The 25,274-nt window shown below is 68.3% G+C and carries 24 protein-coding genes; 12 read left to right on the top strand and 12 right to left on the bottom strand.

Translation table 11 applies throughout. The features are described from left to right. Positions 1-54 precede the first annotated feature (54 nt). Both ACFVV5_RS06785 and ACFVV5_RS06780 read left to right on the top strand, forming a co-directional pair. A complete protein-coding gene (locus ACFVV5_RS06785) occupies positions 55-888 on the top strand; it encodes a purine-nucleoside phosphorylase (RefSeq protein WP_387240863.1) in 834 nt (277 codons plus the stop codon). 23 nt (positions 889-911) lie between these two features. Continuing rightward, positions 912-2,648 (top strand): phospho-sugar mutase, encoded by a 1,737-nt coding sequence (locus ACFVV5_RS06780; RefSeq protein WP_387241337.1) that lies wholly within the window; start codon positions 912-914, stop codon positions 2,646-2,648. Positions 2,649-2,706: 58 nt separating this feature from the next. Here the strand turns inward: ACFVV5_RS06780 and ACFVV5_RS06775 are convergent, their stop codons facing one another. The 11 genes from ACFVV5_RS06775 to ACFVV5_RS06725 all read right to left on the bottom strand — a co-directional run bounded on the left by ACFVV5_RS06775 (position 2,707) and on the right by ACFVV5_RS06725 (position 14,309). Continuing rightward, positions 2,707-2,979, bottom strand: coding sequence for a PTS sugar transporter subunit IIB (locus ACFVV5_RS06775; RefSeq protein ID WP_387240861.1), 273 nt, complete (start codon positions 2,977-2,979; stop codon positions 2,707-2,709). Then, positions 2,976-3,437 (bottom strand): PTS sugar transporter subunit IIA, encoded by a 462-nt coding sequence (locus ACFVV5_RS06770; RefSeq protein WP_387240858.1) that lies wholly within the window; start codon positions 3,435-3,437, stop codon positions 2,976-2,978. The genes ACFVV5_RS06775 and ACFVV5_RS06770 overlap by 4 nt, the downstream gene beginning before the upstream one ends. Before the next feature lie 24 nt (positions 3,438-3,461). Then, positions 3,462-4,580 carry an adenosine deaminase gene (locus ACFVV5_RS06765; RefSeq protein WP_387240855.1) on the bottom strand — a complete coding sequence of 373 codons (1,119 nt, stop codon included), beginning with the start codon at positions 4,578-4,580 and terminating at the stop codon, positions 3,462-3,464. Between the two features lie 62 nt (positions 4,581-4,642). Continuing rightward, entirely contained in the window at positions 4,643-5,950 is a 1,308-nt protein-coding gene (locus tag ACFVV5_RS06760; protein ID WP_387240852.1) for a thymidine phosphorylase, read from the bottom strand. 9 nt (positions 5,951-5,959) lie between these two features. Then, positions 5,960-6,403 carry a cytidine deaminase gene (locus ACFVV5_RS06755; RefSeq protein ID WP_387241334.1) on the bottom strand — a complete coding sequence of 148 codons (444 nt, stop codon included), beginning with the start codon at positions 6,401-6,403 and terminating at the stop codon, positions 5,960-5,962. 23 nt (positions 6,404-6,426) lie between these two features. After that, on the bottom strand, positions 6,427-7,716 hold the full coding sequence (locus ACFVV5_RS06750) for an ABC transporter permease (RefSeq protein ID WP_387240849.1): 1,290 nt from the start codon (positions 7,714-7,716) through the stop codon (positions 6,427-6,429). Next, positions 7,713-8,978, bottom strand: coding sequence for an ABC transporter permease (locus tag ACFVV5_RS06745; RefSeq protein WP_387240846.1), 1,266 nt, complete (start codon positions 8,976-8,978; stop codon positions 7,713-7,715). Before ACFVV5_RS06745 ends, ACFVV5_RS06750 begins: the two co-directional genes overlap by 4 nt. Next, positions 8,975-10,495 carry an ABC transporter ATP-binding protein gene (locus ACFVV5_RS06740; RefSeq protein ID WP_387240843.1) on the bottom strand — a complete coding sequence of 507 codons (1,521 nt, stop codon included), beginning with the start codon at positions 10,493-10,495 and terminating at the stop codon, positions 8,975-8,977. Before ACFVV5_RS06740 ends, ACFVV5_RS06745 begins: the two co-directional genes overlap by 4 nt. A 212-nt stretch (positions 10,496-10,707) precedes the next feature. After that, positions 10,708-11,790 carry a BMP family protein gene (locus ACFVV5_RS06735; RefSeq protein ID WP_387240840.1) on the bottom strand — a complete coding sequence of 361 codons (1,083 nt, stop codon included), beginning with the start codon at positions 11,788-11,790 and terminating at the stop codon, positions 10,708-10,710. A gap of 171 nt (positions 11,791-11,961) precedes the next feature. After that, complete coding sequence (locus ACFVV5_RS06730) at positions 11,962-13,101, bottom strand: magnesium and cobalt transport protein CorA (protein WP_387240837.1); 1,140 nt, start codon at positions 13,099-13,101, stop codon at positions 11,962-11,964. A gap of 53 nt (positions 13,102-13,154) precedes the next feature. Continuing rightward, positions 13,155-14,309, bottom strand: coding sequence for a glycosyltransferase family 4 protein (locus tag ACFVV5_RS06725; protein WP_387240834.1), 1,155 nt, complete (start codon positions 14,307-14,309; stop codon positions 13,155-13,157). Between the two features lie 75 nt (positions 14,310-14,384). On the opposite strand from ACFVV5_RS06725, the gene ACFVV5_RS06720 reads away from it, so the two are divergent. From ACFVV5_RS06720 to ACFVV5_RS06675, 10 genes are all read left to right on the top strand, one after another. Next, positions 14,385-15,509 (top strand): mannose-1-phosphate guanylyltransferase, encoded by a 1,125-nt coding sequence (locus tag ACFVV5_RS06720; RefSeq protein WP_387240831.1) that lies wholly within the window; start codon positions 14,385-14,387, stop codon positions 15,507-15,509. 238 nt (positions 15,510-15,747) lie between these two features. Next, complete coding sequence (sdhC, locus tag ACFVV5_RS06715) at positions 15,748-16,086, top strand: succinate dehydrogenase, cytochrome b556 subunit (RefSeq protein ID WP_387241331.1); 339 nt, start codon at positions 15,748-15,750, stop codon at positions 16,084-16,086. Between the two features lie 2 nt (positions 16,087-16,088). Next, complete coding sequence (locus ACFVV5_RS06710; protein ID WP_387240828.1) at positions 16,089-16,535, top strand: succinate dehydrogenase hydrophobic membrane anchor subunit; 447 nt, start codon at positions 16,089-16,091, stop codon at positions 16,533-16,535. A 22-nt stretch (positions 16,536-16,557) separates the two neighbouring features. Further along, positions 16,558-18,360: a succinate dehydrogenase flavoprotein subunit gene (sdhA, locus tag ACFVV5_RS06705; protein ID WP_387240825.1), complete on the top strand. Its 1,803-nt coding sequence runs from the start codon at positions 16,558-16,560 to the stop codon at positions 18,358-18,360. After that, positions 18,360-19,121 (top strand): succinate dehydrogenase iron-sulfur subunit, encoded by a 762-nt coding sequence (locus ACFVV5_RS06700; protein ID WP_387240823.1) that lies wholly within the window; start codon positions 18,360-18,362, stop codon positions 19,119-19,121. Before sdhA ends, ACFVV5_RS06700 begins: the two co-directional genes overlap by 1 nt. Before the next feature lie 43 nt (positions 19,122-19,164). Next, positions 19,165-20,397, top strand: coding sequence for a YihY/virulence factor BrkB family protein (locus tag ACFVV5_RS06695; protein ID WP_387240820.1), 1,233 nt, complete (start codon positions 19,165-19,167; stop codon positions 20,395-20,397). Positions 20,398-20,406: 9 nt separating this feature from the next. Continuing rightward, on the top strand, positions 20,407-21,243 hold the full coding sequence (locus ACFVV5_RS06690) for an exodeoxyribonuclease III (RefSeq protein ID WP_387240817.1): 837 nt from the start codon (positions 20,407-20,409) through the stop codon (positions 21,241-21,243). Between the two features lie 37 nt (positions 21,244-21,280). Beyond that, positions 21,281-22,291, top strand: a complete 1,011-nt coding sequence (gene trpS / locus ACFVV5_RS06685; protein ID WP_387240814.1) for a tryptophan--tRNA ligase — start codon at positions 21,281-21,283, stop codon at positions 22,289-22,291. Between the two features lie 8 nt (positions 22,292-22,299). Next, a complete protein-coding gene (locus ACFVV5_RS06680; RefSeq protein WP_387240811.1) occupies positions 22,300-22,911 on the top strand; it encodes a GNAT family N-acetyltransferase in 612 nt (203 codons plus the stop codon). After that, entirely contained in the window at positions 22,908-23,645 is a 738-nt protein-coding gene (locus ACFVV5_RS06675) for an HAD family hydrolase (RefSeq protein ID WP_387240808.1), read from the top strand. Before ACFVV5_RS06680 ends, ACFVV5_RS06675 begins: the two co-directional genes overlap by 4 nt. A 94-nt stretch (positions 23,646-23,739) precedes the next feature. Here ACFVV5_RS06675 and glpK read toward each other — a convergent pair whose 3' ends face one another. Continuing rightward, positions 23,740-25,260, bottom strand: coding sequence for a glycerol kinase GlpK (gene glpK, locus ACFVV5_RS06670; RefSeq protein ID WP_387240805.1), 1,521 nt, complete (start codon positions 25,258-25,260; stop codon positions 23,740-23,742). Positions 25,261-25,274 lie beyond the last annotated feature (14 nt).

Below are 25,274 nucleotides of genomic sequence, written 5' to 3'. Positions count from 1 at the left end.
GATGCGCAAAAGCGGATGAGGCCGAGTCCGGGCCTCCCTCACTAGAGTTGGTCCATGCCTGAATCCTTCACGAACCCGCTCGACGATCCGGCCACCGACCCGTTCGCGGTCGCGCAGCAGGCCGCCGAACAGCTCGCAGAGAAGACCGGCGTCGCCCGGCACGACATCGCCCTGACCCTGGGCTCCGGATGGGGGAAAGCGGCCGATCTCATCGGTGAGACGACCGCGACCATCCCGGCCACGGAGATCGTCGGCTTCGGCGCCCCGGCGCTGGCCGGCCATGTCGGAACCCTGCGCTCGGTCCTGCTCCCCAGCGGCAAGCGAGCCCTCGTCATCGGCGCGCGCACGCACTACTACGAAGGCCACGGTGTACGCCGGGTCGTTCACAGCGTCCGCACCGCGGCGGCGGCGGGCGCGACCACCATGGTCCTCACCAACGGCGCCGGCGGGATCAAGGAGCACTGGAAGCCGGGCACACCCGTGCTGATCAGCGACCACATCAACCTCACCGCAGACTCGCCGCTCGAAGGCGCCACGTTCATCGACCTCACGGACCTCTACTCCAGCCGCCTGCGTGCGCTCGCGCAGAGCATCGAGCCGAGCCTGGACGAGGGCGTCTACACCCAGTTCCGCGGCCCGCACTACGAGACGCCGGCCGAAGTGCAGATGGCGAAGACCATCGGTGGCCACATCGTCGGCATGTCCACCGCCCTGGAGGCCATCGCGGCGCGTCAGGCCGGCATGGAGATCCTGGGCATGTCGTTGATCACCAACCTGGCGGCGGGCATCCAGAAGACCCCGCTCAGCCACCATGAGGTCATCGAGGCCGGACGCGAGGCCGAGCCGGTGATCAGCGCCCTGCTCGCCAAGATCGTGGGGGCGCTGTGAGCGACACGAACCAGACGAACGGCATGAACGCGACGAACGCCACGGACGCCGTCCTCGAGACCGCCGGCCTGATCGAGCAGGCGCGCGCCTGGATCGCGCAGGACCCCGACCCGGAGACCCGGGACGAGCTGTCCACACTCGTGATCGAGGCCGACGCCGGCTCCCGTGAGGCGGTCGACGACCTGCACTCGCGTTTCGACACGCGTCTCGCGTTCGGCACCGCAGGCCTGCGCGGCGAGATCGCTGCGGGACCCAACCGGATGAACCGAGTGCTGGTTGCCCAGGCCGCCGCCGGTTTCGCCCGCTACCTCCTCGATCACGCCGAAGGCGGGACCCCGTCGGTCGTCATCGGCTTCGACGGGCGCAAGAACTCCGACGTTTTCGCCCGCGACACCGCAGAACTCATGGCGGGAGCCGGCATCCGCGCCATCCTGCTCCCCCGGCTGATGCCGACCCCGGTGCTCGCGTTCGCCGTGCGCCACCTCGACGTGAGCGCCGGCGTGATGGTGACCGCCAGCCACAACCCGCCGAACGACAACGGCTACAAGGTCTACCTGGGCGGCGAGGACCACGGGTCCCAGATCGTGTCCCCGGTGGATTCCGAGATCGCGTCGCGCATCCTCGAAGTCGCCCAGGGCAGCGTCACCGAACTGGTGCGCTCGGAAGCGTACGAGATCGCCCCGGAGGACCTCGAGCAGGACTACGTCACCGCCACCGCCGGCGTCGCACGGTCGTCGGCGCCTCGGGATGCCGTCTCGTTCGCCTACACCGCGATGCACGGCGTCGGCTGGCGTACCGCGCAGCAGGTGTTCGCGCGGGCCGGCTTCGCGGAGCCGGCGATCGTCGCCGCGCAGATCGATCCCGACCCGGCGTTCCCCACGGTCGCCTTCCCCAACCCGGAGGAGCCGGGGGCCATGGACCTCTCGTTCGCGACGGCCCGGGAGGCACGCACCGACCTGGTGATCGCCAACGATCCCGACGCCGACCGGCTCGCCGTCGCCATCCCGGATCCGTCGGCGCCCGACGGCTACCGCCGGCTCAGCGGCAACGAGGTCGGCGCTCTGCTCGGCTGGCGCGCGGCCGAGCTGGCCGCCGCAGCCGCAGACGCCGGCGACGACCGCGACTCGTTCGGAACGCTCGCCTGCTCGATCGTCTCGTCGCCCGCGCTCAAGGCCGTCGCCGGCGCCTACCGTCTCGACTTCGAGGAGACGCTCACCGGCTTCAAATGGGTCTCGCGGGCGACCGGCCTGCTCTACGGGTATGAGGAGGCGCTCGGTTACCTCGTGAACCCGGGGAGCATCCGCGACAAAGACGGTATCTCTGCTGCCGTCGCGTTCCTCGACCTCGCTAACAGCCTGGCCACCGAGGGTCGCACCATCGCGGACCAGCTCGTCGCCTTCTCTGAGCGGTTCGGGCATTTCGCGTCCGATCAGATCTCGATCCGGGTCACCGACCTGAGCGAGATCGACCGCATCATGGCCGCACTCCGGGCGACCCCGCCCAAAGCGCTCGGCGCCGTGCGTGTCTCGCAGATCGACGATCTCAGCGACGGCTTCGGCGCCCTCCCGCCGAGCGATGTGCTGCGCATCCTGCTCGAGGACGGCTCGCGCGTGATGGTGCGGCCGAGTGGGACCGAGCCGAAGCTCAAGATCTACATCGACGCGTCGAGCGACGACGGTTCGGCCGCGGAGCGCCAGGCGACCGCCGAGGCGCGGGTGGCGGCCCTGGCAGCGGCGATGCGCGAGCTGACGGAGGCCTGACCGAGGCCTGCCCGCCCGGCCTGCGCGAGACCCCGCCGCCCGACAGCGGCTATGCCTCTCAGCCCAGCGCTTCGTCCAGTTTGCGCTCGAGCTCGTCGAGGTCGAAGGAGTTCTCGACCACGACGACGTCCGCGTTCGTCGGGCCGATGGAGTCCACCAGCTCCGGCGACGTCAGGATCACCTGCGCGTCGGCGGCGGCCGTCGACACATTGGCCAGGTCGGAGGCCGTGACGCTCGCGTCGATGTCGAGACGGTTCAGCACCCGCTCCGCGTTGACCTTCAGGATGCCCGACGTTCCGACTCCCGCACCGCAGATCGCGACGATCTTCATCGGGCGGCTCCTTCTTCGCTCGCGGCCATGATGCGCTGCACCTCGGCGACGTCGGAGGCGGCCGTGAGCGCGGGGATCGCGCCCGGGTCGTTGAAGATGTTGGCGAGCTCGGCGACCGAGGTCACGTGCGCATCCGGGGTGGCGACGGCGAGGCCGATCACCACGCCGACCGGGTCGTTGTGCGGATGCCCGAAGACCACGGGCTCGGCCAGCGTGACCACCGAGAGACCGTCGTGGAGGACATCCGGACCCGGTCGCGCGTGCGCCAGGGCGAGCCCGGGCGCGATCACGATGTAGGCGCCGAACTCGTCGATCACCTGGATCATGCGGGCGCCGTAGCCCGCCTCGGTCGCGCCGGAGCGCGTGAGCGCGGCTCCCGCCAGCTCCACGGCCTCACGCCAGTCGGACGCGTGCGCTCCGACGGTGATGGCGGAATCGGGGAGAGGAGGGAGAGGCATGCTGCAAGCGTATCGTTCGGCGGTCTAGGAACCCTCGAAACCCGCTGTGATGATCTCCGCCAGCTCTTCGCGTTCCTCCAGGGGGAGGAAGGCGGATGCGGCGGCGTTCAGCTGGAAGACCTCGAGGTCGGTGCGGTCGTAGGCGAACGCGTCGGCCAGGATGGACAGCTCGCGGGTGAGGGTCGTCCCGCTCATCAGACGGTTGTCGGTGTTCACGGTGACGCGGAAGCCGAGCTGGTAGAGCAGGTCGAACGGGTGGTCGAGGATGTCGTCCCCCCACGCGGCGATCGCTCCGGCCTGCAGGTTGGAGCTCGGGCTGGTCTCCAGGGCGATCTCGCGGTCTTTCACCCACTGGGCGAGCGTCCCGAGCGTCACGTACGTGTTCTCGTCGTCCGAGCGCTCGATCACGATGTCTTCGGCCAGGCGTACACCGTGGCCGAGCCGCAGCGCGCGTCCGTCGAGGATGGCGCCCCGGATGCTCTCCAGACCGTCGGCCTCGCCGGCGTGGACGGTGGTCGGGAAGAACTGCGACGCCAGATAGTCGAACGCCGCCTTGTGGTCGGCCGCCGGGAAGCCCGCCTCAGGACCGGCGATGTCGAAGCCGACGACCCCGCGGTCGCGGTGGCGCACGGCGAGCTCGGCGATCTCGAGGCCGCGGTCGAGGTGGCGCATGGCCGAGACGAGCTGGCCGACGCGGATCGGCCGGCCGGTGGCGCTCACGTCGGCGATGCCCTGCTCGATGCCCTCCTGCACTGCTTCGACGGTCTCGTCGAGGCTGAGTCCCCGGCCGAGGTGCTGCTCGGGCGCCCAGCGGATCTCACCGTAGACGACGCCGTCGTCGCCGAGGTCCTCGACGAACTCACGGGCGACCCGTGTGAGGCCCTCCCGGGTCTGCATCACGGCCGTGGTCAGGTCGAAGGTCTTGAGGTATTCGACGAGCGAGCCCGAGTTGGACTTCTCCGCGAACCAGGCGCCCAGGGCATCCGGGTCGGTCGCCGGAAGCTCGAGGCCGATCTCGGCGGCGAGCTCGATGATGGTCGCGGGGCGCAGGCCGCCGTCGAGGTGGTCGTGCAGCGATACCTTGGGCAGGTCCCGGATGCTCGTGCCGTCGCTCAGCGTGTACTCGTGGGTCTTCTCGCTCATGGTTCTCAATCTATCGGTCCGCGTACGGCTGGGCGGCGGCGCAGGCGAGCCGGCGCCGGTGGCTAGGAGATGCGGTCGGCGATGAGCGGGCCGCCGGTGATGACCGGCTCGCCCGGGTCGCCGATGCGGTAGGCGCCGTCGACCGCCTCGAGGGCGCGCTCGAACCGGGCAGGCTCGTCGGCCGAGAGCGTGAACAGCGGCTGACCCGCACGAACGGTGTCGCCCGGCTTCGCGTGCAGGTCGATGCCCGCCGCGTGCTGCACCGGGTCCTGCTTGCGGGCCCGGCCGGCGCCGAGACGCCACGCGCCGATGCCGAACGGCAGCGCCTGCTGCTCCACCAGCACGCCGTCGCGCTCGGCGACGACCGTGTGGGTCTCCTTCGCGACGGGCAGCGGGGCATCGGGGTCTCCGCCCTGCGCCCGGATGACCTCGCGCCATTTGTCCATCGCGCGGCCGTCCGTCAGCGCGGCCTCCACGTCGACGTCGGTCTTGCCGGCCAGCGCCAGCATCTCGCGGGCGAGCGCCACCGTCAGCTCGACGATGTCGGCGGGGCCGCCGCCGGCGAGCACCTCCACCGATTCGCGCACCTCGTTCGCGTTGCCGATCGCGAGCCCCAGCGGCACGTTCATGTTCGTGAGCAGCGCCGAGGTGGCGACTCCCGCATCCTTGCCCAGGTCGACCATCGTGCGGGCGAGCTCACGCGAGCGCTCGATGTCCTTGAGGAACGCGCCGGAGCCGAACTTCACGTCGAGCACCAGCGCACCCGTGCCTTCGGCGATCTTCTTGCTCATGATCGACGACGCGATGAGGGGGATCGCCTCGACGGTACCGGTGATGTCACGAAGCGCGTACAGCTTGCCGTCGGCGGGCGCGAGCCCCGATCCGGCCGCGCAGATCACTCCGCCGACGTCGCGCAGCTGGGCGAACATCTCGGCATTGGTGAGGTTCGCACGCCAGCCCGGGATGGATTCCAGCTTGTCGAGAGTTCCGCCGGTGTGCCCGAGCCCGCGGCCGGAGAGCTGCGGGACGGCCACGTCGAACACGGCCACGAGCGGCATCAGCGGCAGCGTGATCTTGTCGCCGACGCCGCCGGTCGAGTGCTTGTCGGTGGTCGGCTTGCCGAGGCCTTCGAAGCTCATCCGCTCGCCGCTGGCGATCATCGCCATGGTCATGTCGCGGATCTCACGGCGCGTCATGCCGTTGAGGAAGATCGCCATCGTCATGGCGGCCATCTGCTCGTCGCCGACGTAGCCGCGGGTGTACGCGTCGATCAGCCAGTCGATCTCGGCGGTCGAGAGCTCGCCGCGGTCGCGCTTGGTGTGGATGAGGTCGACGGCGTCGAACGCCTCGACCGTGCCGGAGGTGGTCACGGAGAGTCCTTAGTCGTTGATCTGGGCGGTTTCTTCGGCGTACTCGACGAGCTGTCGCGGGCCGAACGCATCCGGGAGCACCTGGTCGATCGTCCGGATGCCGGACACGGTCTCGAGCAGCATCCCTTCCGCCGAGTGCTCGTAGAGCAGCTGGCGGCACCGGCCGCACGGCATCAGGATGTTGCCGTGGCCGTCCACGCAGGTGAACGCGACGAGGTGGCCGCCGCCCGACAGGTGCAGGGCCGACACGAGGCCGCATTCGGCGCACAGCGTGACGCCGTAGCTGGCGTTCTCGACGTTGCAGCCGGTGATGACCCGCCCGTCGTCGACGAGCGCGGCCGCGCCGACGGGGAAGTTCGAGTACGGAGCATACGCATGCGTCATCGCCTCGCGGGCCGACTCGCGCAGGGCATCCCAGTCGATCGCGTCGCTGTCGGGCAGGTCGTTCGTCATATCGCTCACGCCGCTGTCGCCGCTCACGATTTGGTGTACGGCTTGCCGTCGGCGGCGGGCGCCCGGGAGAGCCCGACCAGGCCGGCGACCGCGAAGATCGTCACGACGTACGGCAGCATCAGCATGAACTCGCTCGGCACCGGAGAGCCGATGATGCCGAGCACGTTCTGCAGGTTGGACGCGAACCCGAACAGCAGGGCGGCGAGTGTGGCCCGGATGGGGTCCCAGCGTCCGAAGATCACCGCGGCGAGGGCGATGAAGCCCTGACCCGCCGTCATCTCCTTGGAGAACGCTCCGACCGAACCGAGCGTGAAGTACGCGCCACCGAGTCCGGCGACCGCTCCCGCGAGCGAGACGTTCCAGAACCGGGTGCCGTTCACGTTGATGCCGACGGTGTCGGCGGCTTCCGGATGCTCGCCCACCGACCGCAGGCGCAGGCCCCAGCGCGTGTGGAACAGGCCGAACCAGACGGCGAAGATCGCGATGTACATGAGGTACTCGATGATCGTCTGATGGAACAGCACCGGCCCGATGATCGGGATGTCGCTGAGGAGCGGGATGGGCCACTCCGGCAGGCGCGGGGGGTTGTTCAGCAGGTTCGGGTTGCCGGCGAGCACCTTCGAGTACAGGAAGCTCGTGAGGCCGGTGACGAGCACGTTGAGCACGACGCCGACGATCACCTGGTCGACGAGGTATTTGATCGAGAACGCTGCGAGCACGAACGAGACGAGCACGCCGGCGACGAGCGCGGCGATCAGGCCGAGTGCCCAGCTGCCGGTGAGCGTCGCCACCATGGCCGAGACGAACGCGCCGGCGAGCAGCTGGCCTTCGATGGCCACGTTGACCACGCCGCCGCGCTCGGAGATGACGCCGCCGAGGGCGCCGAACACGAGCGGCACGGAGAGGCTCACCGTTCCGAGCAGCAGGCCGGTGACCGGAACGGGCAGCTCGCCCGAGCCCGCCCAGGACAGGAAGCCGAACATGAAGAAGAACGCGAACGCGATGACCAGCCAGATGCTGGTCTTGCGGGCCTGCCACGACATCCAGACGCTCACCGCGGTGAGGAGCACGAGGATGATCGTGACCAGCACGGTGGTGGTGAAGGTGTCGACCGTGAGGTTCGGCAGCGAGATCTTGTCGCTCGACTCGCTGAACCGGAACGTGCTGGTGCCGTGCCGGGGGAAGCCGAAGAACAGGATCACGCTGAGCACGACGAAGACGCCGAAAGCGATCGGAGCCTTCCAGCTGCGGATCTTGGCCTTCTCGAGGACGATCGGGGAGGAATCGGGGATTACGGCAGTCGCGGTGCTCATTTCGCCGCCACCTCCTTCGTGACGGTGGGGCTCTCTCGACGGGGCGTCGATCCCGGAGTCGGCAGGCGGAAGATCGCCCGCACGAGCGGCGGGGCCGCCACGAACAGGACGATCAGGGACTGGACGACGAGAATGATGTCGATCGGGATGTCGTTGGCGGCCTGGATCGTGTAACCGCCGGCCTTGAGCGCGCCGAACAGCAGGCCGGCGGCGAAGACGCCCCACGGCTTGGACCGCCCGAGCAGGGCGACGGTGATGGCGTCGAAGCCGATGCCCGCATCCACGCCCGAGCTGATGCCCTGCGGGAACACGCCGAGCGCCTGGCTCGCACCGGCGATGCCCATCATCCCGCCGGCGAACAGCATCGCGTACAGGTACATGTTCTTGACGTTGATGCCGGCGACGCGAGCAGCGTTCGGGTTCTCGCCGACCGCGCGGAAGCGGAAGCCGAGGTTCGACCGGTTGATCAGCCACCACACGAACACAGTCGCCCCGATGACGAGCACGAGCGCCCAGGTGAGGTTGTACCGCGCGCCGAAGAGCGGCGGGAAGATCGCGTTGGCGTGCACCGCGGGCGCCTTGGGGTTGTTGGAGCCCGGCGCCTGCAGGAGACCCTGCGTGCGCAGCAGGAACGAGATCAGGTAGAACGCGATGTAGTTGAGCATGATCGTCACGATCACCTCGTGCGCGCCCGTCCTGGCCTTCAGGAGTCCGACGATTCCGGCCCAGATCGCGCCACCGGCGATGCCGGCGAGGACCGCGACCACCAGGTGGACGACCGGCGGCAGGTCGAACGAGAAGCCCACCCAGGCCGCTGCGGCGGCGGCGATGAGGATCTGTCCCTGTCCACCGATGTTGAACAGTCCGACGCGGAACGCGAGAGCGACGCCGAGACCGCCGACGATCAGCGGCGTCGCGAAGTTGAGCGTCTCGGTGAGGGGCCGGATGCCCGCCTCGAACGTCGGCCGGCGGAAGTTGTAGATCGCGCCCTGGAACATCGAGACATAGGCGTTCGACACCGACGTCCAGATGGCGGCGAACGTGTCGCCCGGACGCGCGAAGAAGTAGCCGGCGGCCTTCTGCACGGTGGGGTCGGTGAACGCGATGAGGAGTCCGCCGATGATGAGCGCGATCACGACGGCGAGGATCGAGATCACGACGCTGCCGCCCATGATGTCGCGCACGGCCTTGTTCCAGCGCGAGGGCTCCTCGCCGGGGGTCTCCTGTTTGGCGAGGCCAGGCGCGGTCTCGGTCCCGGTCATGCTGCAACTCCCGCATCCGCCGGCATCTCGCCGGCCATCATGAGGCCGAGGACCTCGCGTGACGTGCCTCCCGGCACGATTCCGACGATCCCCCCGCGGTACATCACCGCGATGCGGTCGGCGAGCGCCGCGACCTCGTCGAGCTCGGTGGAGACAACGATGACCGGGATGCCCGAATCGCGTGTCTCGACGATGCGCTTGTGCACGAACTCGATCGAGCCGACGTCGAGTCCGCGGGTCGGCTGGGCGGCGACGAAGAGGCGCAGGTCGCGGCTCAGCTCGCGGGCCAGCACGACCTTCTGCGCGTTCCCGCCCGACAGGCGGCCGACCTTGGTCTCGATGCTCTGGGTGCGCACGTCGAACTCGCGCACCTTCTCTTCGGCGAACTGGTTGAGGTAGCCGAGCTGGAGGTTGGCGCCCTTGACGAACGGCGCACCACTGGAGCGGTCGAGCATCAGGTTCTCGGCGATCGTGAACTCGCCGACGAGGCCGTCTTCGTTGCGGTCCTCCGGCACGAAGCCGACGCCCGCGTCGAGCACCCTGCGCACACTGTGCCCCTGGATGCTCTGGCCGTCGAGCACGATCTCGCCTTCGACGCGCGGCTGGAGTCCCAGGATCGCCTCGGTGAGCTCGGTCTGGCCGTTGCCCTGCACGCCGGCGATCGCGAGGATCTCGCCCGCCTTGACGTCGAAGCTCACACGGTTGACGACGAGCTGGCCGATCGGGTCGATGACCGACAGGTCGCGCACGACGAGGGCCGCTTCGCCGGGCGTCGCGGGCTCCTTGTCGACGGTCAGTGAGACGGCGCGGCCGACCATCATGGAGGCCATCTCGGTGTTGGTGGCGGTGGGCGCGACGTCGCCGACGACCTTGCCGAGGCGGATGACCGTGATGCGGTCGGCGACCTCGCGCACCTCGCGCAGTTTGTGGGTGATGAAGACGATCGCCGTGCCCTGGTCCTTGAGCTGGCGCATGATGCCCATCAGCTCGTCGGTCTCCTGCGGGGTGAGGACGGCGGTTGGCTCGTCGAACACGAGCACTTTCGCGTTCTGGGACAGCGCCTTGATGATCTCGACGCGCTGCTGCACGCCCACGGGAAGATCTTCGACGCGAGCATCCGGGTCGACATCGAAGCCGAACTGCGCCGAGATCTCGCGGACCCGCTTGCGTGCGGCGGGCAGGTCGAGGCGGCCGCCGAACTTGGTCTGCTCGTGGCCGAGCATCACGTTCTCGGCGACGGTGAAGACCGGGATGAGCATGAAGTGCTGGTGCACCATGCCGATTCCCGCCTTCATGGCGTCGCCGGGTCCGGAGAAGTGCTGGACCACGTCGTCGAGCAGGATCTCCCCCTCATCGGCCTGGTACAGCCCGTAGAGGACGTTCATGAGGGTGGACTTGCCGGCGCCGTTCTCACCGAGGAGACAGTGGATCTCGCCTGGGTCGACCATGAGGTCGATGTGGTCGTTGGCGACCAGGGCACCGAACCGTTTGGTGATGCCGCGAAGTTCGAGCTTCATTCGGGTGGGGTTCCTTCTCTACTCGCCCGGGTGGAGCGAAAGCGCGCGAAACGGCAGATGGCCACGATGCGCGTATTCACCCTAACCTTTTGCACATATGTCAGTGTGTGCTCAGTTGAGCAGTGGTCACAAGGGGCGACAGATCGATACGGGTCAAAAGACCGGGGAGGCCGGCGCGAGCCGACCTCCCCGTTTCTCTGGGTGCTGCTGGATTACTGCTTGGGCGACGACGGCGAGGTGACCTTGATCGAGCCGTCGATGATGCCGGCCTTGATCTTGTCGAGTTCACCCTGCAGGCTGCTGTCGACCTTCGACTCGAAGTCGTGGAACGGAGCCAGGCCGACGCCGTCGTTCTTCAGCGTGCCCACGTAGGGCGTGCTGTCGAACTTGCCGTTGGCGGCCGCGGTGACGACATCGTTCGTCGCCGGCTTCATGCCCTTCATCACCGAGGTGAGGAGCAGAGCCTTCACGGTCGGGTCGGAGAGGTAGACGTCGGCGTCGACGCCGATCATCGCGATCGGCTTGCCCGAGTCCTTGATCGCCTGTGCGGCGCTCTGGTAGATCGGACCACCGACCGGCATGATCACGTCGGCGTTCTGGTCGATGATGCCCTGAGCCGTGTTCTTCGCGGTCTCGTTGGCGTCGAAGCCACCGGTGAAGGAGCCGTTCTGCTTCGCGACGTCCCATCCGACGACCTTGACGGACTTGCCCTTCTGGTCGTTGAAGTACTTCACGCCGTCGGCGAAGCCGTCCATGAAGATGGTGACGGTCGGGATCTGCATGCCGCCGAAGGTGCCGACGATGCCGGTCTTCGAGTAGCTGGCAGACGCGTAGCCGGCCAGGAACGCCGCCTGCGCGGTGTCGAAGATGATCGGCTTCACGTTCTTCGCGGTGATCGAGCTGTCGTCGATGATGGCGAAGTCGACGTCCGGGTTGGCCTCGGCAGCCTTCTTCGTGGCGTCGGCGAGCAGGAAGCCGACGGTCACGACGAGGTTGCAGTTGGCGTCGACCATGCTCTGGATGTTCGGAGCGAAGTCGTTCTCGCTCTTCGACTCGGCCGTCTTCGGCTTGACGCCGAGCTTGTCGGCTGCCTGGGTGAGGCCTTCGAAGCCGAGCTGGTTGAACGAGTGATCGTTGAAACCGCCGGAGTCGGAGACCATGCAGGGCAGGAAGTCGCTCTTCGCTGCGCCGCTGGACGAGGTGTCCGATGGCGCCGCGGAACATGCGGCGAGCAGCGACATTACGCCGACCGCCGCCAGGCCGAGCAGGCCTGCCTTACGCGCTGTGATTGTCAAGGTGTGTCCTCCAAGATGCAGGCCCCGCGGGTAAGGGGGGCCAAGTGTGATTCACGTTACCGAATGTGACGAACAGCTCCGTCCGAAATCCGGCTTCTTCATGTAAGCGTTACAAACACGCGCGCGAATGGCACCTGCTCATTTGAGCAGCTGCCATTCCTATTCTGCTCATCAGAGCCAGCCGCGCCTCTTGAAGACGAAATAGAGCCCGAACCCGCTCAGCACCATCGCCCCGAGCGCTGCCGGGTAGCCCCACGTCCATTCCAGCTCCGGCATGTTCGTGAAATTCATGCCGTAGATGGTGCCGATGATGCTCGGCGCGAACAGGATGGCCGCCCAGGAGGAGATCTTCTTGACCTCTTCCCCCTGCCGGTTGGCGGCATGGGCGAGACGAACGGTCTCCTCGTTCTGGCGTTCGGCGACGAGGGTCGAGTTGACCGTGAGGATGTCGCGCAGCAGCTGCCGGAACCCGTCCACGCGTTCATTGACCTGGATGAGGTGGTCGGACACGTCGCGGAGGGCGCGCTGCAGCTCCTGCGTCACGCCGTACTTCGCCGACCCGTGCTCCAGCGCCACCATCACCGCGGTGAGCGGATGCGTCGCCCGCTGGAAGTCGATGACCTCGCGCGAGAGCTCGTAGATACGCCGGGAGACCAGCGCGTCCCCGCCGAACACCTGCGTCTCGATCTCGTCGATGTCGTTGGCGAGACCGGCGACGACCGGGCTGTACGCATCCACGACCGCGTCGATGATGGCGTACAGGATGGCCTGGGTGCCGAGGGCGAGCAGCTCCGGTTCGCGCTCCATGCGCTGCCGAACATGCGAGAGGTCGGGCGACTCACTGTGGCGCACCGTGATCACGAAGTTGGGACCGACGAACAGGTGGAGCTCGCCGAAATCGACCTCCTCAGGGACGTCGAGGTAGTTCGCCGCCTTGAGCACGACGAAGAGCACGCCGTCGTAGCGCTCCAGCTTGGGACGCTGATGCGCGACGATCGCGTCTTCGATGGCCAGCTGGTGCAGCTCGAACTCGTCGGCGAGCGACATGAGCTCCTGAGCGCTCGGCCGGTAGAGGCCGATCCAGGCCACGCCGTCGGGCGTCGCGTCGAGCGCCCGGTAGGTCTCGGCCAGCGAGCGCGGCGAGGCGACGCGGACGCCCTTCGAGTAGATGGCGCTGTCGACCATGCTCGGTCGCGGCTCGCGTGCCACCTCCGGCGCCCTGGCCGTGACCACGGCTGAGGGAGGGTCCACCCGGCGTGCCCGGGAGACGAAGGGCATCGGGATGCCGCGTCGGTTGGTGTTGGGGGCCATGGGTCACCTCCAGTGGATCCGTGCGTTCGAATGCGGCCCGTGCGGAGGGCCACTCAACTGTACGCGCGCTCCCTGCCGTCGCGCTCGACTTCTTCTGCGCGATCCAGGATGACCTGCTCGTAGTGGTGCAGGAGGTCGTCGCAGACGACGGCCCAGGACCGTCCGAGGACGCGGCGGCGGCCCGCCTCCCCCATCCGGAGCCGGAGGGGCGCGTCGGCCACGAGCATCCCGACCGCCGCCCGCAGCCCGCGGTCGTCTCCCGCAGGGAAGAGGAGCCCGTCGACGCCGTGCTCGATCAGGTCGATCGGGCCGCCCGCGCGCGGGGCCACCACCGGCAGCCCGGAGGCGTGCGCTTCCTGGACGGTCTGGCCGAACGTCTCCTCCGTGCCGGTGTGGGCGAACACGTCGAATGCGGCGTAGGCCGCGCCGAGGTCGGCCCCGCCCAGGCGGCCCAGCCAGGTGACGGGCATCCCCCGCAGGGCGTCGGCGACCGCGGGACGCGCGGGACCGTCGCCGACGATCGCGATGGAGAGCCCGGGGAGACCGCGCAGCGAGCGCAGGCGTTCCACCTGCTTCTCCGGCGCGATCCGGCCGACGTAGCCGACGACGAGCTCGCCGTCGGGCGACAGGTGCTCGCGCAGCTCCTTCGCCGCGGCCGTGCGGCGATTGTTGGGGTGATACCGCTCGAGGTCCACGCCGCGTCCCCAGCAGGCCAGGATCCGCACGCCGGCGGAGCGCAGGTCGTACTCCGACGCCGACGACGGCACGAGGGTGAGGTCGGCGCCGTCGTGCACCCAGCGCACGTACTTCCAGGCGAGCGACGAGGTGATCCCGAGACCGTTGGTCCGCGCGTAGCCGGCGACATCCGTCTGATAGACGGCCACCGACGGGATGCCCAGCCGATTGGCCGCCGCGATCCCCTGCGCTCCCAGCAGGAAGGGGGACGCCGCGTGCAGCACGTCGGCGCCGAACCGGGCCAGGATGCGCTGCACCTGCGGGCTCGGGAGCCCGACCGGGAACTGGCGGTACGCGATCGACGGCACCTGATGCACCGGGAAGCCGGCGTACTCGGCCGGCGCCCCCGCATCCGGGCAGATCACGATCGCCTCGTGCCCGGCGTCGGCCAGATGCTCGAGCACCCGGCACACGCTGGTGGTGACCCCGTTGACCGTGGGGAGGAAGCTCTCGCTGACGACCGCGATCCGCATGGTTCCGACGCTATGGGGCCCGGATGGCCGCCCCGTGAACAGCCGGTGACGGGGTCGGCTCTGTATCCTTTCGGCATGGCTCACGCACACGCCCCGATCGACCGCTTCTACAGCGTCATCCCCGCCGGCGGCATCGGTTCCCGTCTGTGGCCGCTCTCCCGCGCGGACGCGCCGAAATTCCTGCACGATCTCACCGGCTCGGGGCAGACCCTGCTGCGCGACACCTGGGACCGGCTGGTGCCGCTGTCGGGCGAGCAGCGGATCATGGTGGTCACCGGTCGCGCTCACCGTGCCGCCGTCGAGACGCAGCTGCCTGCCCTCGCCGACCCCAACGTGGTGCTCGAGTCGGAGCCGCGCGACTCGACCGCCGCGATCGGTCTCGCCGCCGCCATCCTCGAGAAGCGCGAGCCCGGCGTGATCATCGGCTCCTTCGCCGCCGACCACGTGATCAAGAACCACCGGCTGTTCGGCGCGGCCGTGCGCGAAGCCGTCGCCTCGGCCGACGCCGGCTACATCACCACCATCGGCATCCGCCCGACCGAGCCCGCTGTGGGCTTCGGCTACATCCACTGCGGCGGCGAGATCGCCATCGGCGGCGCGCCCAGCGCCCTCTCCGTGACCGAGTTCGTCGAGAAGCCCGACCTGGAGACCGCCGAGGGCTACGTCGAGAGCGGCACGTACCTCTGGAACGCCGGGATGTTCATCTCGCGCGCCGACCGGCTGCTCGAAGAGATCGGCCGCTCCGAGCCCGAACTGCTCGCCGGCCTGCTCGAGCTGGCCGAGGCGTGGGACGACCCCGCGACGCGCGGTCCGGCGGTCGACCGCATCTGGCCCGCCCTCAAGAAGATCGCGATCGACTACTCGGTGGCCGAGCCGGCGGCGGCCGCCGGCAAGCTCGCCGTCATCCCCGGATACTTCGACTGGGACGACGTGGGAGACTTCGCCTCGCTCGCCAAGCTCAACTCGGGCGGCCGCAAGTCCGACCTCGCGATCCTCGGCGAGAACGCCCGCGTGCTCTCCGACGCGTCGAGCGGCATCGTCATCAGCCAGTCCGGCCGGGTCATCAGCCTGATCGGCGTCAAGGACATCGTGGTGGTGGACACTCCGGATGCTCTGCTGGTCACGACGAGCGAGAACGCCCAGCGTGTGAAGGCCGTGGTCGACGCGCTCCGGCTCACCGGCTCCAGCGACGTGCTGTGAGCGTCGTGCCGTGACCGACGTGCTGCCAGTCCGGACGCGCTGATTTGTCTCGACGTCGAGACACTTAGGCGCACCTAACCCGCACCGGCGGTGAGGTCGGCATACACTGGTGGAGCGCTTCTCGCGCGTACTCCGCGACCACAACCAGGGAGGGTTGTTCGTGCCAGACCAAGCGGCAGGAACCCTGCAACCGACCAAGAACAGGCCGGGCGGCACACTGTACCGGGGCCGAGAGGGAATGTGGTCGTGGGTGCTCCACCGCATCACCGGCGTCGCCATCTTCTTCTTCCTCCTCGTGCACATCCTCGACACGTCGCTCATCCGGGTGAGCCCCGAGGCGTACAACGCGGTGATCGGCACCTACAAGAACCCGATCATGGGACTCGGTGAGATCGCCCTCGTCGGCGCCATCACGTTCCACGCCTTCAACGGCCTTCGGATCATCGCCATCGACTTCTGGAGCAAGGGCGTCAAGTACCAGCGGCTCATGTTCTGGATCGTCATCGCGATCTGGGTCGTGCTGATGGCCGGCTTCGTCCCTGTACAACTCGTCCACATCTTCGGGGAGGCCGGCTGATCATGACCACCATCGACGCTCCCCGCACACCGGCCCGTCCCGTCCGCCGCCGAGGCGTGAACTGGGAGAAATGGGGCTGGATCTACATGCGCGCCTCGGGCCTGGTGCTCGTGGTCCTCATCTTCGGCCACCTGCTCATCAACCTCGTGCTCGGCCAAGGCGTCAAGCAGATCGACTTCGCCTTCGTCGCCGGCAAGTACGCGACGCCGTTCTGGCAGGTCTGGGACCTGCTCATGCTGTGGCTCGCGCTGATCCACGGCGGCAACGGGATGCGCACGCTCGTCAACGACTACGCGCACAACCGGCTGGTCAACGGCATCCTCAAGTGGGCCATCCTCGCCGCCGTCGTCGTGCTGGTCGTGCTCGGCACGCTCGTGATCTTCACCTTCGACCCGTGCCCCGCAGGGGCGGCAGCCGGAACGCTGCCGTCGTTCTGCACGGTCAAGTAGCCCACCGAACACGGAAAAAGCTGTGACAACTGAAACCTCTGAATCCACCGTCATCGACGGCGTCCACTACCACGAGTTCGACATCGTCATCGTCGGCGCCGGCGGCGCCGGCATGCGGGCGGCGATCGAGGCGGGGCCCCACGCGAAGACCGCTGTGATCTCCAAGCTCTACCCCACCCGCTCCCACACGGGCGCTGCGCAGGGCGGCATGGCCGCGGCGCTCGCCAACGTGGAGGAGGACAACTGGGAGTGGCACACCTTCGACACCGTCAAGGGCGGCGACTACCTCGTCGACCAGGACGCCGCCGAGATCCTGGCCAAAGAGGCGATCGACGCGGTCATCGACCTCGAGAACATGGGCCTGCCGTTCAACCGCACGCCCGAAGGCAAGATCGACCAGCGGCGCTTCGGCGGCCACACCCGCGACCACGGCAAGGCGCCGGTCCGCCGCGCCTGCTATGCGGCCGACCGCACCGGCCACATGATCCTGCAGACGCTGTTCCAGAACTGCGTCCGCCTCGGAATCAACTTCTTCAACGAGTACTACGTCCTCGACGTGATCATGAACGAGGTCGAGGGCGTCGAGCAGCCGGCGGGCGTCGTGGCCTACGAGCTCGCCACCGGCGAACTGCACGTCTTCCACTCCAAGGCGATCATCTTCGCCACGGGCGGCTTCGGCAAGATCTTCAAGACCACGTCCAACGCCCACACCCTCACCGGCGACGGCGTCGGCATCATCTGGCGCAAGAAGCTCCCGCTCGAAGACATGGAGTTCTTCCAGTTCCACCCGACCGGACTGGCCGGCCTGGGCATCCTGCTCACCGAAGGCGCCCGCGGCGAGGGAGCCATCCTGCGCAACGCGAGCGGTGAGCGCTTCATGGAGCGTTACGCCCCCACCATCAAAGACCTCGCGCCGCGCGACATCGTCGCCCGCTGCATGGTGCAGGAGGTCGCGGAAGGCCGCGGCGCCGGTCCGCACAAGGACTACGTGCTGCTCGACTGCACCCACCTGGGCGCCGAGGTGCTCGAGACCAAGCTCCCCGACATCACCGAGTTCGCCCGCACCTACCTGGGCGTCGACCCGGTCGTGGAGCCCGTCCCGGTCATGCCGACGGCGCACTACGCGATGGGCGGCATCCCGACCAACAACAACGCCGAAGTGCTCCGCGACAACGTGACCGTCGTCCCGGGTCTCTACGCCGCCGGAGAGTGCGCCTGCGTGTCGGTGCACGGCTCCAACCGTCTCGGCACCAACTCGCTGCTCGACATCAACGTGTTCGGCAAGCGTGCCGGCAACAACGCCGTGGAGTACGTGAAGACGGCCACCGCCGTGCCGCTTCCCGACGACCCCGCCGCCTACGTGCGCGGCATGATCGACGGCCTGCGCACCGGCACGGGCACCGAGCGGATCGCGGCCATCCGCAAAGAGCTGCAAGACGAGATGGACAAGAAGGCCCAGGTGTTCCGCACCGACGAGTCGCTGGCCGAGGTCACCGCGACCATCCACGGCCTGCGCGAGCGGTATCGCAACATCGTCGTGCAAGACAAAGGCAAGCGCTTCAACACCGACCTGCTCGAGGCCGTCGAGCTCGGCTTCCTGCTCGACCTCGCCGAGGTCGTCGTCTACTCGGCCCGCAATCGCCAGGAGAGCCGCGGCGGCCACATGCGCGACGACTTCCCCAAGCGCGACGACGAGAACTACATGAAGCACACCATGGCGTACCTCTCGGGCGACCCGCACTCGTCCGACGCCGCCGACCACATTCGACTCGACTGGAAGCCCGTCGTCGTGACCCGCTACCAGCCGATGGAGAGGAAGTACTGATGTCGAACGCCGTCCTCGAGACTCCCCCGGCGCCCGAGGCGCCGATCCAGTCGTTCACCGTCACGCTGATCATCCGCCGCTTCGACCCCGATGTGGACACCGAGCCGCGCTGGCAGGACTTCGACGTCGAGATGTTCCCGACCGACCGCATCCTCGACGCCCTGCACAAGATCAAATGGGAGCAGGACGGGTCGCTGACCTTCCGCCGTTCCTGCGCGCACGGCATCTGCGGCTCGGATGCGATGCGCATCAACGGCCGCAACCGGCTCGCCTGCAAGACGCTGATCAAAGACCTCGACATCTCGAAGCCGATCTACGTCGAGGCGATCAAGGGCCTGCCGCTCGAGAAGGACCTCATCGTCGACATGGAGCCGTTCTTCGCCTCCTACCGCGAGGTCCAGCCGTTCCTGGTGGCCAACTCGACGCCGCCGAAAGACAAGGAGCGCATCCAGTCGGTCGCCGATCGCGCCCGCTTCGACGACACCACCAAGTGCATCCTGTGCGCGGCGTGCACCTCGTCGTGCCCGGTGTTCTGGACCGACGGCCAGTACTTCGGACCGGCGGCGATCGTCAACGCCCACCGCTTCATCTTCGACTCGCGCGACGACAACTCGCAGGTGCGCCTCGACATCCTCAACGACAAAGAGGGCGTCTGGCGCTGCCGCACCACGTTCAACTGCACCGACGCGTGCCCGCGCGGCATCCAGGTGACCCAGGCGATCGCCGAGGTCAAGCAGGCGATCATGCGCGGAAAGGCTTAGCAGCCAGGCTCTCCGCCCACCGGCCCGTCGCTAGGCTGAGGCCGTGGCCGCGAAGAAGACCAAGGACGCGCAGCCGGCGCAGCCCGACCCGTCGCTGCAGCGCGCCGAGGGGACGATCGAGCCCGAGCCGCTGAAGGAACGGCTGTCCGAGGCGACCGAGCCGCTGAGAGAGCGTCTCGAGAAGCCGGTGGCCCGGGTGACCGGCATCGCCAAATGGGTGCAGTCGCTGCGCCCCTACCGCGTCTACATCAACTTCTCCCACAGCGACGGCAACCTCCGCGCCGCGGGAATGGGCTACCAGTCGCTGTTCGCCGTCTTCGCCGCGATCTGGGTCGCCTTCTCGGCCGCGGGCATCTGGCTGACGAGCAACACGGAGGTCTTCGAGGCGCTCGCCGGCCTCATCAACCGAGCGGTCCCCGGGCTGATCGCGGTCGACGGCCAGCCCGGGGTGATCGAGCCGTCGCAACTGGACAGCGCCGCCCCCTTCGGGTGGACAGGCATCATCGCCGCGATCGGTCTGCTCTGGACGGCGATCGGCTGGCTGTACTACACGCGGCAGGCCGTCCGTGCCGTCTTCGGCCTCAGCCGGGACACCACCAACTACGCGCTGCAGAAGATCCGCGACCTCGGGCTCGCGCTGCTGTTCGGTGTCGTTCTGCTGTTCTCAGCGCTCCTCACCATCGTCAGCACGGAGGCGCTCACCTTCTTCCTGGACGTGCTCGGACTGAGCGACTCGTACTGGACGTCGCTCGTCACGCGGGTGTCGGGGCTCGTGGTCTCCGTGATCCTCAACATCGTCACCCTCGGGGTGATGTTCCGCGTGCTGGCGCGCGTGTCGATCCCCTGGCGAAACCTGTTCTTCGGATCGCTCCTCGGCAGTGCCGCGCTGGCCGGGCTCAGCGCCCTCGCCGGCCTGTTCCTCGGCGGAGCGACCAGGAATCCGCTCCTGGCGACGTTCGCCGTGTTCGTCGGTCTGCTCATCTGGTTCAACTTCGTGTCCAGGGTCATCCTGCTGGCGGCATCCTGGATCGCGGTCGGCATGTTCGATCGCGGACTCTCACCGCGCGTCGTCAGCCCCGAGCAGCAGGCGGCCGAGAAGGCGGCGGCGGAATACGACGCACGGGTCCTCGTCGCCCGGGCCGAGCTCGACGACGCGAAGGCCGAGCTCGCCTCCGCCCGCTGGTACTCGAAGCTGATCGCCCAGAGGTCCGTGGAGCGCGCCCAGCACCGGCTGAACGACATCCTCGACGAAGGGCTCGTCGGAGGCTCCCGGTAGGCTTGCTGCATGCCTGCAAAGCCCCTGCGTATCGCCACGATCAACACCAACGGCATCCGCGCCGCGTACCGCAAGGGCATGGGCGCCTGGCTCGATCAGCGGGATGTCGACATCCTCGCGATCCAGGAAGTGCGCGCCACGACCGAAGACATCCAGCAGCTCCTCGGCGAGGAGTGGGACGTACTGCACGACCCGGCGACTGCCAAGGGCCGCGCGGGGGTCGCGATCGCCAGCCGCAGCGCGGCGTCGATCCATCGGGTCGTCCTCGGTCCCGACGATTTCGACAGCGCCGGCCGCTGGCTCGAGGCCGACTACGAGGTCAACGGAAAGGTGGTCACGGTGGTGAGCACCTATGTGCACTCCGGTGAGGCCGGCTCCCCCAAGCAGGTCGAGAAGTTCCGGTTCCTGGATGAGATGGAAGCGCGCCTGCCCGAGTTGCAGAAGCACAGCGACTACGCGGTCGTCCTCGGCGATCTCAACGTCGGGCACCGCACCCTCGACATCCGCAACTGGAAGGGCAACGTCAAGCGCGCCGGCTTCCTGCCGCAGGAGCGGGAGTACTTCGACCGCATCGTCGGCGCCGAAGGCGAAGACGGCTACAACGACGGCGCCGGCCTCGGCTGGGTGGACGTCGGGCGCAAGTGGGCGGGTGACGTCGACGGCCCCTACACCTGGTGGTCGTGGCGCGGTCAGGCCTTCGACAACGACTCCGGCTGGCGCATCGACTACCAGCTCGCCACTCCAGCCCTCGCCGCGACCGTGACGGACTACTCCGTCGACCGGGCTGCGGCCTACGACGAGCGATGGTCCGACCACACCCCCGTGGTCGTCGACTACGCCGTCTGAACCCCTTCTTCCGACTCTTCACTTCGAGGTATCACCCATGACACAACTCCCCCGGCTCTACTCGGGCATGCAGCCCTCCGCCGACTCGCTCCAGCTCGGCAACTACATCGGAGCCCTCCTTCAGTGGAAAGAGCTGCAGACCACGCACGATGCGTTCTTCTCCGTGGTCGACATGCACGCGATCACCGTGTCACAAGACCCCGACGACCTGCGCGAGAAGACCCGCCGCACCGCAGCGCAGTACATCGCCGCCGGCATCGACCCCTCGGCCTCCACCCTCTACGTGCAGTCGCACGTGCCGGCGCACGCCCAGCTGGCCTGGGTGCTCAACACCATCACCGGTTTCGGCGAGGCGTCGCGCATGACGCAGTTCAAAGACAAGTCGGCCAAGCAGGGCGCCGAGGCGACCTCGGTCGGCCTGTTCGCGTATCCGGTGCTGATGGCCGCGGACATCCTGCTCTACGACGCCGAGATCGTGCCGGTCGGCGACGATCAGCGCCAGCACGTCGAGCTCACCCGTGACCTGGCCGAACGGTTCAACAGCCGGTTCGGCGACACCTTCGTGGTGCCGCAGGCGATGATCCTCAAAGAGAGCGCCCGCATCTACGACCTGCAGAACCCGACGGCGAAGATGTCGAAGTCGTCCGAGTCGCACGCCGGCGTGGTGTGGATGCTCGACGAGCCCGACGTGACCCGCAAGAAGATCATGCGCGCCGTCACCGACACCGATGGCGTCGTGTCGTTCGACCGCGAGGGCAAGCCCGGGATCTCCAACCTGCTCACCATCTACTCGTCGCTCAGCGGCCGCAGCATCGAATCCGTCGAGCTCGAGTATGAGGGCAAAGGCTACGGCGACTTCAAGAAGGGTCTGGCCGACGTCGTCGTAGAGACGTTCGCGCCGGTGCGCCAGCGTGCCCTCGACCTCCTGGACGACCCGGCCGAACTCGACCGGATCCTGGCCCGCAACGCCGACCGCGCGAGCGAGGTGGCCGAAGTCACCCTCGCAAAGGCGTACGAGCGCATCGGCTTCCTGCGTCCCGCACGATGAGCCTCGCCGTGCCGCGTGAGCCCGTCGTGCTGACGGGCCCACGCGTCGTGCTCTCGGCTCCGGCAGAGGGCGATCTCGACCGGGTCACCGTGCTCTGCCAGGACCCCGCCGTCGCCGGATGGACCACCGTGCCGTCGCCGTACAGTCGCGCCGACGCCGAAGAGTTCGTGCTCGGACTGGTCGTCGAAGGCTGGGCCGACGGACGATCGTGCACCTGGGCCATTCGGTTGAGCGACGACGGAGAGCTCGTCGGGATGCTCGGGCTCGACGGCATCCGCGACGACGAGGCGGAGATCGGCTTCTGGCTCGCGCCGAAAGTCCGGGGCCTCGGCGTGATGACCGAAGCCGTCTCGCTGGCGATCGACTACGCCTTCGCACCCGAGGGCGGCCTGGGTCTCCAGCGGCTCGTCTGGCACGCGTTCGTCGGCAACGCAGCATCGGCCGCCGTGGCTCGCCGCGCCGGCTTCCGCTTCGAGGGTCTGCGCCGTCTCGGCGGCGCCCAGCGCGGCCGCCGGCTCGACGACTGGCAGGCCGCGCTCCTCCGCGACGACCCTCGCACGCCGGCGAACGACTGGCCCGATGCGACGTTCGTGCAGCACGATCCGGTGGCGCTGCCATGACGGTCCCGCAGGTCGTGCTCTTCGATCTCGACGACACCCTGTTCGCGCATCGAGCGGCCGTCGCGCGCGGCATCGAGGCGCACGTCGCCTCGCTCGGCGACCCGTACCGCTCGCTCGACACGGCATCCGTCGTCGCGCTCTGGCACGACCTCGAGGAACATCACTACCATTCGTACCTCGCCGGCCGTCTCGACTTCGAAGGGCAACGACAGGCACGCGCGCGCGACTTCGCCGCACGTCACGGGGTCACGCTCGACGACGATGCCGCCAGCCTGTGGTTCGCCACCTACTTCGAGCGCTACGTGGAGAGCTGGGAGCTGCACGACGACGCGCTCCCCTGTCTCGACGAGCTCGCCGCGCGCATCCCGAACGTGCGCTTCGGCCTGATCACCAACGGCGACCTCGCGTTCCAGACCCGCAAGATCACGACGGTGGGGCTGGATGCTCGCGTCGAGCACGTGATCGCCTCCGGAGAGGTCGGCGTGGTCAAACCGGATCCGCAGATCTTCCGGCACGCGTGCGCCGTGTTCGGCGTCGCGACGGAGGAGGCCGCCTACGTCGGCGACCGTCTGCACACAGATGCCGTCGGCGCCGCACGGGCCGGGCTCACCGGCGTCTGGCTGAACCGCGCAGCCGTGATCCCGGCCGACGATGAGGCCGCTGAGGCGCTGGCTGCGGGCGTCCACGAGATCGCCGGCCTCGCCGAGCTGCCCGCGACGCTGCTCGCGCTCTAACCCACAGCCAGACCGGCGCACCCCGCCGGCGGAACAGCGCGCACGCAGAAGCGCCGCCCGGCGTGGCCGGACGGCGCTTCGTGGTGCTGAGACGTCAGGCGTTGCGCACGTCGTCGTCGACCCAGTCGAACGTCTTCGTGACGGCCTTCTTCCAGAGGCGGAGCTGGCGGTCCCGCTCACCGGGCTCCATCTCCGGGTTCCAGCGGCTGTCTTCCTGCCAGTTCTTGCGCAGGTCGTCGAGGTTCTCCCAGAAGCCGACCGCGAGGCCGGCCGCGTAGGCGGCGCCGAGGGCGGTGGTCTCCGCGACCACCGGGCGCACCACCGGGACACCGAGGATGTCGGCCTGGAACTGCATCAGGGTGTTGTTGGCGATCATGCCGCCGTCCACCTTGAGCTCCTGCAGGTCCACACCGGAGTCGGCGTTGACGGCGTCGAGCACCTCGCGCGTCTGGAAGGCGGTGGCCTCCAGCACGGCGCGGGCGATGTGGCCCTTGTTCACGTAGCGCGTGAGGCCCACGAGAGCTCCGCGCGCATCCGAACGCCAGTACGGGGCGAACAGACCGGAGAACGCCGGCACGAAGTACGCGCCGCCGTTGTCTTCGACCGTCTTCGCCAGCTCCTCGATCTCCGGGGCGCTCGAGATGAGGCCCAGGTTGTCGCGGAGCCACTGCACCAGCGAACCGGTGACGGCGATCGAGCCCTCCAGGGCGTAGTGCGGCTTGTCGTCGCCGAGCTTGTAGCCCAGCGTCGTCAGCAGACCGTTCTTGGAGTGGACGATCTCCTCACCCGTGTTGAAGATGAGGAAGTTGCCGGTTCCGTAGGTGTTCTTGGACTCGCCCGGGTCGAACGCGGCCTGGCCGAAGGTGGCGGCCTGCTGGTCCCCCAGGATGCCCGCGACGGGTACCTCGCGGAGCAGGCTCGACGACTCGACATTGCCGTAGATCTCGGACGAGCTCTTGATCGCCGGCAGCATCGACTTCGGCACGCCGAACACCTCGAGGATGTCGTCGCGCCAGGTCAGCGTCTCCAGGTCCATGAACATCGTGCGGGACGCGTTGGTCACGTCGGTGGCGTGCACGCCGCCGTCCGGCCCGCCGGTCAGGTTCCACAGAACCCACGCGTCGGTGTTGCCGAACAGCAGGTCGCCGGCTTCGGCACGCTCGCGAGCGCCTTCGACGTTCTCGAGGATCCAGACGATCTTCGTGCCGGAGAAGTAGGTCGCGAGCGGCAGCCCGACGATCTGCTTGAACCGCTCCACTCCGCCGTCGGCCGCCAGGCGGTCGACGATGGGCTGCGTGCGCGTGTCCTGCCAGACGATGGCGTTGTAGACGGGCTCGCCGGTGTTCTTGTCCCAGACCACCGCAGTCTCGCGCTGGTTGGTGATGCCCACGGCGGCGATGTCGTGGCGGGTGAGGTCGGCCTTCGACAGGGCCAGGCCGATCACCTCACGGGTGTTGTTCCAGATCTCGACCGGGTTGTGCTCGACCCACCCCGCCTTGGGGAAGATCTGCTCATGCTCCAGCTGGCCCGACGAGACGATCGATCCGGACTTGTCGAAGATGATCGCACGGGTACTCGTGGTGCCCTGATCGATGGCGACAACGTAGTCGGCCATAGGTAACTCCTTTG

This window comes from Leifsonia sp. NPDC058248 (assembly GCF_042881905.1).
In the GTDB taxonomy this organism is placed as follows: domain Bacteria; phylum Actinomycetota; class Actinomycetes; order Actinomycetales; family Microbacteriaceae; genus Leifsonia.
The sequence above is the reverse complement of the archived record's forward strand: the minus strand, read 5'-3'. Positions and strand labels throughout refer to the sequence as shown.